A 13147-nucleotide genomic window follows, 5' to 3' on the forward strand; every position below is an offset into this window, starting at 1 on the left:
CGCGTTTCGGCGGCCCCACCGGGCCTGACCTGGGGATGCCCGATACCCTGGCTTGATGAGCGTGCAAGCACCAGCCACCACGGATCTGCGTCAACAGGTTCACGACGCGGCCGCCGCCGCGCGTACCGCGTCGCGCAGCCTGGCGGCACTGAGCACCGAGACCAAGAACCGCGCCCTGCATCTGGCCGCCGACACGGTGTTGGAGCACACCCACGACATCCTCGCCGCCAACGCCGAGGACCTGCAGGCCGCTCGCACCGCCGGCACGCCCGAAGCCATGCTCGACCGGCTCGCCCTCAACCCCCAGCGCCTCGACGGTATCGCCGCCGGCTTGCGCCAGGTCGCCGGCCTGCCCGACCCGATCGGCGAGGTGCTGCGCGGCTCGACACTGCCCAACGGTCTGCAGCTGCGCCAGCAGCGGGTGCCGCTCGGTGTGGTCGGCATCGTCTACGAGGGCCGGCCCAACGTCACCGTGGACGCGTTCGGGCTGACTCTCAAGTCGGGCAACGCCGTGCTGCTGCGGGGTAGCTCCTCGGCGGCCAGGTCGAACGCCGCCCTGGTCACCGCGCTACGCGAGGCGCTGTACGAGGCCGGGCTGCCCATGGATGCGGTGCAGCTGTTACCGAGTGCTGATCGCGCCAGCGTCACCCACCTCATCCAGGCGCGCGGTCTGGTCGACGTCGTCATCCCGCGCGGCGGTGCCGGGCTGATCGACGCGGTGGTCCGCGACGCCACCGTGCCGACCATCGAAACCGGCGTCGGCAACTGTCATGTCTATGTGGACGGGGCCGCCGATCTCGACGTGGCCGAGCGGATCCTGCTGAACTCCAAGACCCGCCGGCCCAGCGTGTGCAACTCGGCCGAATCGCTGCTGGTGGATCGCACGGTGGCCGACACCGCGCTGCCCCGCCTGGTGAATGCGCTCCAGGACGCCGGCGTGACCGTGCACCTGGATCCCACCGAGGAGCAGCTGCGAGCCGAGTTCCTGTCGCTGGACATGGCGGTCGCCGTCGTCGACGGTGTGGACGGGGCCGTCGCGCATATCAACGAGTACGGCACCGGGCATACCGAGGCCATCGTCACCACCGATCTGGCTGCGGCCCAACGATTCACCGAGGGGGTGGATGCCGCGGCGGTGATGGTGAACGCGTCGACGGCATTCACCGACGGTGAGCAGTTCGGGTTCGGCGCCGAGATCGGGATCTCCACCCAGAAGCTGCACGCCCGCGGTCCGATGGGGCTACCCGAACTGACCTCCACCAAATGGATTGTGTGGGGCTCGCCTCTTGAAGGCCACGTCCGCCCCGCCTGATTAGGAGAACACCCACCCATGAGCCTGCCCGCCCGCCCGGCCCCGCTGTTCACCGACATCGACGATGTCGCCAAGCGGCTCGCCGAAACCGGCTACCTGCCCGACAAGGCCACGGCCACTGCGGTTTTCCTCGCCGACCGGCTCGGCAAGCCGCTGCTGGTGGAAGGCCCCGCCGGTGTCGGTAAGACCGAGCTGGCCCGCGCCGTGGCACAGACCACCGGCAGCGAACTGGTGCGCCTGCAGTGCTACGAGGGTGTCGACGAGGCCCGTGCCCTCTACGAGTGGAACCATGCCAAGCAGATCCTGCGGATCCAGGCCGGGACCGCGGGCACCGGTGACTGGGACCAGACCAAGACCGATGTGTTCAGCGAGGAGTTCCTGCTGAGCCGCCCATTGCTGACCGCGATCCGACGTACCGACCCGACGGTCCTGCTCATCGATGAGACCGACAAGGCCGATATCGAGATCGAGGGTCTGCTGCTGGAGGTGCTGTCCGATTTCGCGGTGACGGTGCCCGAGCTCGGCACCATCAAGGCCGAGCGCGCACCGTTCGTGCTGCTGACCTCCAACGCCACCCGCGAGCTGTCCGAGGCGCTCAAACGACGGTGCCTGTTCCTGCACATCGACTTCCCGGACCCCGATCTGGAACGCCGCATCCTGCTGTCGCGGGTTCCGGAACTGCCGGAGAAGATCGCCGCAGAGCTGGTGCGCATCATCGGGGTGCTGCGCGCCATGCAGCTCAAGAAGGTGCCCTCGGTCGCCGAGACCATCGACTGGGGCCGCACCGTGCTCGCGCTGGGCATGGACACGATCGACGACGAGCTCATCGCCGCCACGCTCGGTGTGGTGCTCAAGCACCAGTCCGACCAGATCAAGGCGTCCGGAGAGCTGAAACTGAACTGAGAGGTTCGCACCCATGACATCCCGACGCACCCGCCCGCCACAACCGTTGGCGCCCTACGGTATTCCCGGGCACCTGGTGGAGTTCGTGGAAGCACTGCGCAGCGCCGGGATCTCGGTGGGTCCGTCGGAGACCGTGGATGCCGGCCGGGTGCTGGCCGAGTTGGGTCTGGGCGACCGGGGCGCGCTGCGCGAAGGCCTGGCGTGTGCGGTGCTGCGGCGCGCCGATCACCGCGAGACCTATGACGCGATGTTCGACCTCTGGTGGCCCGCGGCGCTGGGCGACCGCACCGTCGTCGACGATGAGGCGGACGAGGCGAGCGACGGTCAGCCTGACGGGTTGCCGCCGGAGGACATCGAGGCGATGCGCACGGCGTTGCTGGACATGCTGGGTCCGGACGCGGATCTGGAGAGCCTCGATGACCGGCTGGCGGCGATGATTGCCCGCATCGTCGAGGCCTACGGCCGGTACAACTCCAGCCGCGGCCCGTCCTACTCGTCGTATCAAGCGCTCAAGGCGATGGCCCTGGATGAGCTGGAGGGTCGCCTCCTGGCGGGCCTGTTGGCCCCGTACGGCGAAGAACCCACACCGACGCAGGAGGAGATCGCCAAAGCCGTTGCCGCGCAGCGCATCTCTCAGCTGCGCAAGATGGTCGAATCCGAGACCAAGCGGCGCACCGCCGAACAGTTGGGCCGCGAACACGTCCAGATGTACGGTGTGCCGCAGCTGGCCGAGAACGTCGAATTCCTGCGCGCCTCGGGCGAACAGCTTCGCCAGATGCGCAAGACGGTGCAACCGCTGGCCCGCACGCTGGCCACCAGGCTGGCCGCGCGGCGGCGCCGCGCCCGCGCCGGCGAGATCGATATGCGCAAGACACTGCGCAAATCCATGTCCACCGGCGGGGTGCCCATCGATGTGGTGCTCAAGAAGCCGCATCCGGCGCGCCCCGAACTGGTGGTGCTCTGCGATGTGTCGGGTTCGGTGGCCGGCTTCAGTCATTTCACCCTGATGCTGGTGGCCGCGCTGCGCCAGCAGTTCTCCCGGGTCCGGGTGTTCGCTTTCATCGACACCACCGACGAGGTCACCGAGATGTTCGGGCCGGAAGCGGACCTGGCGGTGGCGGTGCAGCGCATCACCCGCGAGGCCGGGGTCTACACCCGCGACGGGCACTCCGACTACGGGCACGCGTTCGTGTCGTTCATGGACAACTTCCCCAACGTGCTGTCCCCGCGGTCTTCGCTGTTGATCCTCGGCGACGGGCGCAACAACTACCGCAACCCGCAGGCCGACCTGCTGAGCCGCATGGTGAACGCGAGTCGGCATGCGTACTGGCTCAACCCGGAGCCCAAGCACCTGTGGGGCAGCGGCGACTCCGCGGTGCCGCGGTACAAGGACGTCATCGCGATGCACGAGTGCCGCTCGGCCAAGCAGCTCGCGACCGTGATCGACGGGCTCCTCCCCGTCTGATTTCCGCCCATCTGATCAATCGGGCGGATTTGTGCCAGCAGAGCCTGGCCGAAACGTCGATCTCGGCGGCGGGACAGCGCCCCGCGGCACGCCCAGTAAGCTGGCTCTTCGTGACCAGACGCAGGCTCGGGGTGATGGGCGGGACGTTCGATCCCATCCACCACGGGCACCTGGTCGCGGCGAGCGAGGTCGCCGACCAGTTCGAGCTCGACGAGGTGGTGTTCGTCCCCACCGGGCAGCCCTGGCAGAAACGCGATCGGCGCGTCACCGCGGCGGAGGACCGCTACCTCATGACGGTCATCGCCACCGCCGCGAACCCGCGGTTCTCGGTGAGCCGGGTGGACATCGACCGCGGCGGGGCCACGTACACCACCGATACCCTGCGTGATCTGGCCGGGCTGAACCCCGACAGCGATCTGTACTTCATCACCGGCGCCGACGCGCTGGCCTCCATCCTGTCCTGGCAGAACTGGGAGGAGCTGTTCTCCCTGGCCCGGTTCGTCGGGGTCAGTCGGCCCGGCTACGAACTCGACGGTGAGCACATCGCCGAGGCCATGAAGGAACTGCCCGAAGACGCCCTGACCCTGGTGGAGGTGCCGGCGCTGGCGATCTCGTCGAGTGATTGCCGGTTGCGCGCCCAACAATCCCGGCCGATCTGGTACCTGGTGCCCGACGGTGTAGTGCAGTACGTGTCCAAACGAGGGCTCTACAGTGCCCCGAAACAGGAGGGCCGCCCGTGAGCGCCACCCAAGAAGCCGTGACCGCGGCCACCGTCGCGGCTCAGGCCGCCTCATCCAAGCTCGCCGAGAATGTCGTCGTCATCGACGTATCCGGTCAGCTGGTCATCACCGACCTCTTCGTGATCGCCTCTGCCTCCAACGAGCGCCAGGTCAACGCGATCGTGGACGAGGTCGAGGAGAAGATGCGCCAGGCCGGGTACAAGCCGGCCCGTCGGGAGGGCACCCGTGAGGGACGCTGGACCCTGCTGGACTACATCGACATCGTGGTGCACATCCAGCACGTCGAGGAGCGCGAGTTCTATGCGCTGGACCGGTTGTGGCGGGACTGCCCGTTGGTTCCGGTCGACCTCGAGGGTGTGGAGCGCAGCGAATGACCATTCGCCGGCTGGTCCTGCTGCGGCACGGGCAGACGGAGTGGAATGCGGGCAGCCGCATGCAGGGGCAGCTCGACACCGATCTGACCGAGCTCGGTCGGCAGCAGGCGGTCGCCGCAGCCGAGGTGCTGGCCAAACGACAACCGTTTCTCATCGTGTCCTCGGACTTGCGCCGCGCGCTGGACACCGCGACCGCACTGGGCGACCGTTCCGGGCTGCCGGTGCACATCGACGAGCGGCTGCGCGAGACCCATCTCGGTGACTGGCAGGGGCTCACGCACCTTGAGGTCGACGACGTCGCGCCCGGAGCCCGCGTGGCGTGGCGCGACGACGCCCGGTGGGCACCGCACGGCGGGGAGAGCCGGGTGGACGTCGCCGAGCGCAGCGTGCCGGTGGTCGCCGAACTGCTTGACTCCCAACCGGAGTGGGGTGCCGATGGTTCCGACCGCCCGGTCGTGCTGGTCGCCCACGGCGGGTTGATCGCCGCGCTGGCCGCAGCCCTGCTCGGGCTGCCCGTCGACAATTGGCCGGTGCTGGGCGGAATGGGCAACGCCAGTTGGGTGCAGTTGTCCGGGCATATCGTCGAGGACGCGATCAAGTGGCGTCTGGACGTGTGGAACGCCTCGGCGCAGGTGGCCAACGATGTCCTCTGAGGGTCCCCGGGACAATTCCCCGGGTCGCTCCGCCCTCCCCCGCGAGCGGGAGGTGCCCCCAGCCCGCAGAAGGACGCTTCTGGTCTTCTGCGACTCCCTGTCCTACTACGGACCGACCGGTGGCTTGCCCGCCGACGATCCGCGCATCTGGCCCAATATCGTTGCTGAACAACTCGATTGGGATGTGGAGCTGATCGGCCGGATCGGCTGGACCTGCCGTGACGTGTGGTGGGCGGCGACCCAGGATCCGCGCTCATGGGCGGCGTTGCCGCACGCGGGCGCCGTGATCTTCGCGACCTCCGGGATGGACTCACTGCCGTCACCGCTGCCGACCGCGTTGCGTGAGCTCATCCGCTATGTGCGCCCGGCCTGGCTGCGGCGCTGGGCCCGTGACGGCTACGGCTGGTTGCAGCCACGACTGTCGCCGGTGGCCCGTCCGGCGCTGCCGCCGCACTTGAGCGTGGAGTACCTCGAACAGACCAGGGCCGCCATCGATTTCAATCGGCCCGGCATTCCGGTCGTGGCGAGCGTGCCGTCGGTGCACATCGCCGACACCTATGGCCGGTCGCACCGCTGGCGCGACGCCACCGCGGCCGCGATCACCGGATGGGGCGAAACAAAAGGGGTCCCGATCATCGACCTCAAGGCTGCCGTCGGCGAGTACGTGCTCAGCGGTCAGGGCAACCCCGACGGGATCCATTGGAATTTCGAGGCTCACGCTGCCGTCGCCGACCTGATGCTCAAGGGTCTCGCCGAAGCCGGTGCCTACCGACCCGGGGCGAGCGAAGCGACGGGGAAATCGTCGGATCCACGCACCGACTCATGACCGTCCAGGTGGTGACCGATTCGTCGGCACGGCTGAGCGCTGAGGACCGGCAGCGCTGGTCGATCCGTCAGGTGCCGTTGCATGTGCTGGTCGGCGGAACCGATCTGCTCGACGGTGTCGACCCGATGCCCAATGACATCCACGATCGCAGCCAGGTGAGCACCTCCGGTGCGTCGCCGGCGGATCTCTCCGATGCCTACCGTAAGGCGCTGGTGGACAGCGACGGCGATGGTGTCGTCGCCGTACACATCTCGGCCGCGCTGTCGGGCACCTTCAGCACCGCGGCCGGCGTGGCACGTGAGTTCGGATCCGCAGTGCGCGTGGTGAACTCGCGATCGGCGGCGATGGGCATCGGGTTCGTCGCGTTGGCCGCCGCGCGGGCCGCGGCCGCCGGAGCGGAGCTGGACGAGGTGGAAGCGGCGGCTCGGGCCGCGGTTCCACGCGGCCACGTGTTCATCGTCGTGCACCGGCTGGACAACCTGCGTCGTTCGGGCCGGATCGGTACCGCGGTGTCGTGGCTGGGCACCGCGCTCTCGTTGAAGCCGCTGCTGCGCCTGGACGTCGACGGCCGGTTGGTGCTGGCCCAGCGGATCCGCACCGTGTCGAAAGCGCATGCGGCAATGGTGGATTCGATCGCCGAGATCGTGGGGGAGCGCGGCGCGTCGATCGCCGTCCACCACGTGGACAATCACGATGACGCGGCCAAGCTCGGTGCGGCGCTGACCGCGCGGCTGCCGCAGATCGAGTCGCTGACCGTGACCGATATGGGTCCCGTGCTGGGCGTGCATGTCGGTGGCGGTGCGGTGGGGGCGTGCGTCAGCCTCACCGAGTGAGGCTGTCCCGGCTACATGTGGGTGCCGCCGTCGACGCGCACCTCGGTGCCGGTGACCCAGCAGGCTTCGGGGGAACCGAGCATCGCGACCACGGCGGCGACCGCGTCCGGCCTGGCGAACATGGCGCCGTCGTCGGTGGGCAGCACGGAGCGGATCTTGCCGAGGAGGCCGAAGTCCATGTCGGCCGGCAGTCCTGGTCCGACGCTCTGCCGGGACTCGCCGACACCATCGGTCATCCCGGACGAGACCGACCCCGGCTGCACGCAGTTGAACCGGATACGGGCCTTGCTGAACTCCAGCGCCAGCGCGTGGGTCATCGCCTGGACGCCGCCCTTGGAGGCGGCGTAGGCGGCCATGTACGGGTGGGCGAAGCTCGCCGAGGTGGAACTGAAATTCACCACGGCCGCCGCATTACCTTCTCGCAGAGCCGGAATCGTCTCACGCGTGACCAGGAACGTGCCGATCAGGTTGACCCGCAGCACCTGTTCGAAATCGGCCAGCGACGTCTCGGCGAAGTGCGCTGACCGCAGGATGCCCGCCGCGTTGATCAGGGTGTCCAGTCCACCGAGTCGCTCGACGGCGGCGGCCACTGCGCTTCGGACGGACTCCTCATCGGCGACATCGATCCGCACGGTGTCCAGCCGGTCGAGGTGCCCGGCTGCCTTGGCCACGGTGTCCGCCAGGCCCGAGTCACTGATGTCGGCGGCGACCACGCGACCGCCCTCGTCGAGGATGCGCAGCACGGTGGCCTGACCGATGCCGGACCCACCTCCGGTGATCAGGACGCGACGGCCGGTATAGCGAGGGGTACCCATGGACGGATGATGCCCGCTACCGGGTGCCGGTGTCCGGCGTTCGCCGGATCATCCGGCGGCCATATGCAGCGCGGCGAGATGGCTGAACAACATCGACGCGCCGATCGGGTTGCCCCCGCCGGGATAGGTGGTGCCGCTGACGGCTGCCATGGTGTTGCCCGCCGCGTAGAGCCCGGGGATCGGGCGCCCGCCGGTATCGAGCACCCTGGCATGGGTGTCGGTGACGAGCCCGCCCTTGGTGCCCAGGTCGGAGAGGCCGAAGGCGGCCGCGTGGTAGGGCGGCCGGTCGAGCGGGGCCATCGGCAGTGCACCGCCGGTGAAGGTGCGGTCATAGGTCTCGTCGCCACGGCCGAAGTCGGGATCCGCGCCGGCGGCGGCGAGCTCGTTGAAGCGCCCCACCGTGGCGCTCAGGTCGGCGGCCGGCACGCCTATGGCGTTGGCGAGCTGGTCCAGGGTGTCGGCGGTGTGCCACAGCCCGGCGTCGCGGTAGCGTGCGGCATCGACCAGCGACACGCTGGTGGACAGCACCGGCGGCGCGTCCCGGTCACGATCGTCGTACACCAACCAGAACGGCAAGGTCATTGCCCCATTGCGCATCCGGTCGATGATGACCCGGCCCTGCCGGTCGTAGGGGGCGCTCTCGTTGACGAACCGGCGGCCGGCGGAGTCGACGAGGATGCCGCCGGTGATACCCAGGGAGAACGTCGACCGGCCGTCGGGATGGGTCAGCCCGGGCGACCACCAGGCCTGGTCCATCAGGTCGGTGGCCGCGCCGATGCGGATGGCCGCCTCATGGGCGGACCCGGTGTTACCCGGTGCGCCCATCGTGTCGGCGGGGCGTCCGGGCACACCGTAGGCGGCGCGCATTGCGGCGTTCTGCTCGAATCCGCCTGCGGCCAGCAGCACACCGCGACGGGCACCGATGCGTACCGGTGGCCCGTGACGCTGCACGACCACTCCGGTCACGGCGCCGTCCTCGGTGACGATCTCGGTCAGTGGGGACTCGAGGTGGGCCGTGGCCTGCGGGAACCGGCGCAGTGCGGCGAGGAATCTGCCGATCAATGCTCTTCCGCCGGTGAGCAATTCGGGTGCGGGTGTGCCGAGGCGTTCGTGGTCGAGCGGACCGCGCACCGTGCCGGCGAACGGTCCCAGCGCGTCGTCGGGCAGTGCTCTGGCGACGATGTGTCGCATACCGTCCAGCCGGGCACCCGGGGCGCTGCCGAAGTAGTCGGGCCAGGGCAGCACCTTGAACGTGAAGGCCTCGTCCTGTTCGAGGTAGGCGATCAGTGGTGCACCGCCGCGCACGAAGGTGTCCTGCAGTGCCCGTGGGGTGCGGTCGCCGACGACGGTGTGAAAGTAGGTGAGGGCGTCCTCGATCGTGTCGTCGGCTCCGGCCCGGCGCAGGACCGGGTTGGCCGGGAACCACATGCCGCCGCCGCCCAAGTATGCCGTTGTGCCGCCGAACTTCTCGGTCGCCTCCAGCAGCGCGACAGAGAGGCCCTCACGCGCTGCCGTGTAGGCGCCCGCGATCCCGCCGCCGGAGCCGACGACGACCACGTCGACGGTGTCGTCCCAGTGCGCTGACGTCATGCCGGGCGCCCTACTGTGCGAACCGGCCGGTGATCGGCGGCAGGTCCTTGAGCGTGACGATGCCCGGCGGGGCGGCGACCACCGCGGGCACCGCATTGGTCACCGGCATCGCGGTGTAGATCATGCCCAGCCCCATGAACCCGGGCTCGGTCCAGTCCCGTGGCGGCAGGCAGTGCAACACCGTGCGCATGTTGGGCAGCCCGAACACCTGGATGACGTGGCCGTGCTCGAGGGGCTTCGGTGGGGTCACATGGTGGCCCATGGTCCAGTTGAAGCCGACGCTGACGACATTGCGGTCACCCACCCAGCCGCGGTGGTAGCCGTACACGCTGCCGACGGTGCCTTTCGGGATCTGCATGAAGCCGAGGTCGGTGTCGTCGGTGGCCGCGGTGAAGGTGACATCGAAGGTCATCCGGTCCAGCTGGGCGCCGATCGCGTCGGCCATCATCGCGGCCGATTCGGCGAACACTTCGCTCTCCACGCGCACGCTTTCGGCCAGGCCCGGGGTCTGCGGATCTTGGCCGAAGCCCATCGCCGATTGGGTGCCCGCCGATTCGTAGGTGGAGCAGTCCACCGATTCGGTGATCCGGATCTCGTCGACCCGCTCGCAGGAACCCGAGAGCACCATGCCGACCATGTTGGTCATGCCCGGGTGCGCGCCGCTGCCGAAGATGGTGGATTGTCCTGTCGCGCAAGCCGCCCGGATGCGATCGAGGTCGCGCGGGGATTGCTTGCCGCCGGTGATCCAGGCGGCGCTGGAGCATACGTTGATCCCGGCTTCCAGCAGCCGGACGAGTTCGTCGATAGTGGGCCACAGCGGGTTGTAACAACACGCGTCGGGCTGCAGCGCGATCAGCGCGTCGATGTCGTTGGTGGCTGTGACCCCGGTCGGCTCCGGCCAGCCGGCCAATTCGGCGGCGTCGACGCCGACCTTGTCGGCGCCGTGGGCGTAGACCCCGACCAGTTCCATATCGGAGCGGCCGATGATCGCGTGCAGGGAGCGTTTACCGATGTTGCCGGTGGTCCACTGGATGACTCGTAACGGGCTCATGAGTGCACACTATTGCCGAGGTGTTCACGGGTGTAACCCGGGTCACACGATGTGACGGTGGTTTCGTGTGTCGATTCTCAAATGGGAGGCAAGAAGTCGTGCTTGGCCAGACCGTCGGTGTGCCACTGGTCGCGACCGCGGGTGCCTTCGACGGTTTGGCGGTCGCGATGTTGACTGGAACCCGCCCCGGTGCAGGCTGCTCACGAGTCGGCTGGAGCTGACTCGACTGGTGTCGGCCTTGGCGATCCAGCCGAAACTCGTCCTGCGGTGGCGAATCCGCGGGTATCAGTCCGACCGCGCGCCGCCAATGTCAGCCTCACCACGCCGACTTGCATCGAAAGCGCGGAGGCGCCGCCGGGGTAGCACAGATACTCTGACGAACCCTCGCGCGTCGCCGTTGGCGTCAAATCCGCCCGCTACGCAGGGTGGCGCCGCCCTTCCTGCGGACGCCGGTGGGAGACCTTCGGGGTTCGATTAACGCCTGGACGGCGTCGATGAGGACCTCAAGCAGCCGGTCGTGAGACACGGTTGCGGTCCCTGAAGCGTTCGCGGTGATCCATCCGACAGTGGCGCTGCGAATCAGCACGGCAACGGCCTGGGGGTCGTCGCACTGGGCGGCACCGGATTCGGTGAGCCGGGTCAGCTCCGCAACGGCGAGTGCACCGAAGGCGTCGACGAGTTGTTGTCCACGCTCGCGTAGCCGCGGCTCGTAGACGTGACCTTGTTCAAGGAGCACTCGACGCAGGAACGGGTCACGCACGATCTCGCTGTTGAGCCGGCGGACTCTGTCGAGGAACGCCGCTAGCGGGTCCTCGATCTGACCGTCGGCGAGGAAGGCGGTAAGCCGCTCGACGCGTTCAGTCATCGCCGCACTCAGCACGCCGATCTTCCCGTCGGGGAAATGGCTGTAGAGCGTGCCCAACGCGATGTGGGCGCGCTCGGCGATCTCGCGCACGCTGGTCTTCTCGTAGCCGACCTCGCCGAACAACTCTTGGGCCGCAACCACGATGTCGTGGTATTTCGGCGAGCGCTCAACGTCAGCCATTTAGCCACCACCAGGGTGCAACGCCCCCCGAGGACGGTGCGCTGTAGGGGCTCTCCACAGTTGTCGACGGTAGCAGCGCGTCCTCTTCGGCACGGACTCGTCAGCTTTCCTCGCTATAGATAGAACGTATTGATATAATTGTTCTAGTATCCTCGGGTGGCTGAGCGTCAACAAGCGAATGGAGCCCTGGCTTGTCCATACTCAACTTCGTCGCGTTTCGTCGTGTCGTGACCGCGGCGCGTCCGGTCGCGCTGATGGTGTCCGCGGTGATTCTGGCCGTCAGTGCAGTGCTCGTTGTTACACCAGGCGAGGCTGGGGCGTTCGCCGAGGATGTCTGCTATTCGGCCCGGGGGTCGAAGGCGGATTCGTGCGCGTCCCTTCCGAAAATCTGCCCGCTCACCGAACCCACGTCGCCAGCCTGTCGCACCGCCGCACTCGCCTTGCTGACCGTCGCGGCAGCCCGGCCCGGCGGCGGGCGCAGTCTCGTGCACTCCGATTCGACCTATGTGATGGCACGCGCAGTGGGCTTCTCCAGTGACGATGCATACTGGATCGCCGCCTACGATGAGGCCACCGACCTGGGCAGCTTCAGCCCCAAGGGGACCGACGGCAAGCCGGTACCCAACAGTGCGGCCTTGACCACCAGTGACATCGGCGGGTTGGTCAGGACCAACTTCAACACCGGCGGGCTGTTGTTCCATTTCGTGGCGACCTTCAAGGACCAGCCCAACCAGACGCCGGACGGCCTGCATCCGAATCCTCGGGATGCGCAACACGAGATCCTGCTGACCCACCTGCGTCGGTGGGCGATGGCCGGACCAGGTAGTAACGCCCCCCTGTGTACGGGTGGATTCACTACGCCGTCGGCCAGCGGAGACATCGCGACCGGTGACACCTGCTTCGGCGGTCCCAACCCGGTGCCAATCCGCGGCGTGATCGCAGTAGAGGCGCCGGCGGCGATCCCGTTCGCGACATCGACCGGACTGCAGATCATCTCCGGCAAGGTGCGATCCGACCAGTTCGACTCGTGGGTGGGCGGCGGTCAGCGTGCCGCAGATGCTCGGGTCGGCATCTACCTGCACGTCCTCGCCGATCGCATCTCGCATCACCGTTGCACCGACGCCGCGCAGATCGTCATTCCCGCCCATGGAGATGAGCGATTCCGCGAGGATCTCGACAATCCGGAATGCGACCAGGGTCTGCACGCTCTTCGGCATATCTACGAGACGGGCGTGCCCTTCGCGCAGCTCGACGCCGCCGACCGTACGACCGAAGCGGCCCTGCCACAGGTCTACGACGAGTTGGTCGAGTTCGCCAGAGCGCGTGGCGTTCTCAACCTTCAGGCGGTGGCGCTCAGGCCGACGGTCATCGATAGGGGGCTGATCCCGGCGCTGGAGTACCCGGACGCGGTGGCACGCATCACCGCCGTCGCGGCGGTTGCCTGCCGGCTGGGATTCGAACCCTTTCCCGGCGAGCCGGCCTGCGCTGGCCAACGGTGAGTTCTGATACGACCTCCGTGACGCCCAGCGGCAGGGCGGCT

13 protein-coding genes are annotated in these 13147 nt (G+C 68.2%); 9 read left to right on the forward strand and 4 right to left on the reverse strand.

The genetic code is table 11. The features are described from left to right. Positions 1-55: 55 nt before the first annotated feature. The 8 genes from FHU31_RS20115 (at position 56) to FHU31_RS20150 (ending at position 7106) form a co-directional block, all read left to right on the forward strand. Positions 56-1312, forward strand: a complete 1257-nt coding sequence (locus FHU31_RS20115; RefSeq protein WP_167161830.1) for a glutamate-5-semialdehyde dehydrogenase — start codon at positions 56-58, stop codon at positions 1310-1312. Between the two features lie 18 nt (positions 1313-1330). Further along, positions 1331-2215 carry an AAA family ATPase gene (locus FHU31_RS20120; protein WP_090353394.1) on the forward strand — a complete coding sequence of 295 codons (885 nt, stop codon included), beginning with the start codon at positions 1331-1333 and terminating at the stop codon, positions 2213-2215. A 13-nt stretch (positions 2216-2228) separates the two neighbouring features. Continuing rightward, positions 2229-3680 carry a vWA domain-containing protein gene (locus FHU31_RS20125; protein WP_167161832.1) on the forward strand — a complete coding sequence of 484 codons (1452 nt, stop codon included), beginning with the start codon at positions 2229-2231 and terminating at the stop codon, positions 3678-3680. A gap of 110 nt (positions 3681-3790) precedes the next feature. Further along, positions 3791-4420: a nicotinate-nucleotide adenylyltransferase gene (nadD, locus tag FHU31_RS20130; protein WP_167161834.1), complete on the forward strand. Its 630-nt coding sequence runs from the start codon at positions 3791-3793 to the stop codon at positions 4418-4420. Further along, positions 4417-4794 (forward strand): ribosome silencing factor, encoded by a 378-nt coding sequence (gene rsfS, locus FHU31_RS20135; RefSeq protein ID WP_090353398.1) that lies wholly within the window; start codon positions 4417-4419, stop codon positions 4792-4794. Before nadD ends, rsfS begins: the two co-directional genes overlap by 4 nt. After that, the gene (gene gpgP, locus FHU31_RS20140; protein ID WP_167161836.1) at positions 4791-5447 is read left to right on the forward strand and encodes a glucosyl-3-phosphoglycerate phosphatase; all 657 of its coding nucleotides are present in this window, start codon (positions 4791-4793) and stop codon (positions 5445-5447) included. Before rsfS ends, gpgP begins: the two co-directional genes overlap by 4 nt. Next, positions 5437-6273 carry a diglucosylglycerate octanoyltransferase gene (octT, locus tag FHU31_RS20145; RefSeq protein WP_234901535.1) on the forward strand — a complete coding sequence of 279 codons (837 nt, stop codon included), beginning with the start codon at positions 5437-5439 and terminating at the stop codon, positions 6271-6273. Before gpgP ends, octT begins: the two co-directional genes overlap by 11 nt. Next, positions 6270-7106 carry a DegV family protein gene (locus FHU31_RS20150; protein ID WP_167161838.1) on the forward strand — a complete coding sequence of 279 codons (837 nt, stop codon included), beginning with the start codon at positions 6270-6272 and terminating at the stop codon, positions 7104-7106. Before octT ends, FHU31_RS20150 begins: the two co-directional genes overlap by 4 nt. 11 nt (positions 7107-7117) lie before the next feature. On the opposite strand, the gene FHU31_RS20155 is transcribed toward FHU31_RS20150, so the two are convergent. From FHU31_RS20155 to FHU31_RS20170, 4 genes are all read right to left on the reverse strand, one after another. Then, on the reverse strand, positions 7118-7921 hold the full coding sequence (locus tag FHU31_RS20155) for an SDR family NAD(P)-dependent oxidoreductase (RefSeq protein WP_167161840.1): 804 nt from the start codon (positions 7919-7921) through the stop codon (positions 7118-7120). A 48-nt stretch (positions 7922-7969) separates the two neighbouring features. Then, on the reverse strand, positions 7970-9511 hold the full coding sequence (locus tag FHU31_RS20160) for an FAD-binding protein (protein ID WP_167161842.1): 1542 nt from the start codon (positions 9509-9511) through the stop codon (positions 7970-7972). 10 nt (positions 9512-9521) lie between these two features. Continuing rightward, entirely contained in the window at positions 9522-10562 is a 1041-nt protein-coding gene (locus tag FHU31_RS20165) for an NAD(P)H-dependent amine dehydrogenase family protein (RefSeq protein ID WP_167161844.1), read from the reverse strand. 403 nt (positions 10563-10965) lie between these two features. Further along, positions 10966-11607 (reverse strand): TetR/AcrR family transcriptional regulator, encoded by a 642-nt coding sequence (locus FHU31_RS20170; RefSeq protein ID WP_167161846.1) that lies wholly within the window; start codon positions 11605-11607, stop codon positions 10966-10968. A 254-nt stretch (positions 11608-11861) separates the two neighbouring features. On the opposite strand from FHU31_RS20170, the gene FHU31_RS20175 reads away from it, so the two are divergent. Next, positions 11862-13106, forward strand: a complete 1245-nt coding sequence (locus tag FHU31_RS20175; protein ID WP_167162883.1) for a hypothetical protein — start codon at positions 11862-11864, stop codon at positions 13104-13106. Positions 13107-13147: the final 41 nt, after the last annotated feature.

It is taken from the genome of Mycolicibacterium fluoranthenivorans (genome assembly GCF_011758805.1).
Taxonomy (GTDB): domain Bacteria; phylum Actinomycetota; class Actinomycetes; order Mycobacteriales; family Mycobacteriaceae; genus Mycobacterium; species Mycobacterium fluoranthenivorans.

Bases quoted from the DNA above. Each gene is read 5' to 3' on its own strand.
- FHU31_RS20115 (WP_167161830.1), top strand. From the start codon at position 56: ATGAGCGTGCAAGCACCAGCCACCACGGATCTGCGTCAACAGGTTCAC.
- FHU31_RS20125 (WP_167161832.1), top strand. From the start codon at position 2,229: ATGACATCCCGACGCACCCGCCCGCCACAACCGTTGGCGCCCTACGGT.
- FHU31_RS20120 (WP_090353394.1), top strand. From the start codon at position 1,331: ATGAGCCTGCCCGCCCGCCCGGCCCCGCTGTTCACCGACATCGACGAT.
- octT (WP_234901535.1), top strand. From the start codon at position 5,437: ATGTCCTCTGAGGGTCCCCGGGACAATTCCCCGGGTCGCTCCGCCCTC.
- FHU31_RS20170 (WP_167161846.1), bottom strand. From the start codon at position 11,607: ATGGCTGACGTTGAGCGCTCGCCGAAATACCACGACATCGTGGTTGCG.
- FHU31_RS20160 (WP_167161842.1), bottom strand. From the start codon at position 9,511: ATGACGTCAGCGCACTGGGACGACACCGTCGACGTGGTCGTCGTCGGC.
- FHU31_RS20165 (WP_167161844.1), bottom strand. From the start codon at position 10,562: ATGAGCCCGTTACGAGTCATCCAGTGGACCACCGGCAACATCGGTAAA.
- FHU31_RS20155 (WP_167161840.1), bottom strand. From the start codon at position 7,921: ATGGGTACCCCTCGCTATACCGGCCGTCGCGTCCTGATCACCGGAGGT.
- FHU31_RS20175 (WP_167162883.1), top strand. From the start codon at position 11,862: ATGGTGTCCGCGGTGATTCTGGCCGTCAGTGCAGTGCTCGTTGTTACA.
- FHU31_RS20150 (WP_167161838.1), top strand. From the start codon at position 6,270: ATGACCGTCCAGGTGGTGACCGATTCGTCGGCACGGCTGAGCGCTGAG.
- gpgP (WP_167161836.1), top strand. From the start codon at position 4,791: ATGACCATTCGCCGGCTGGTCCTGCTGCGGCACGGGCAGACGGAGTGG.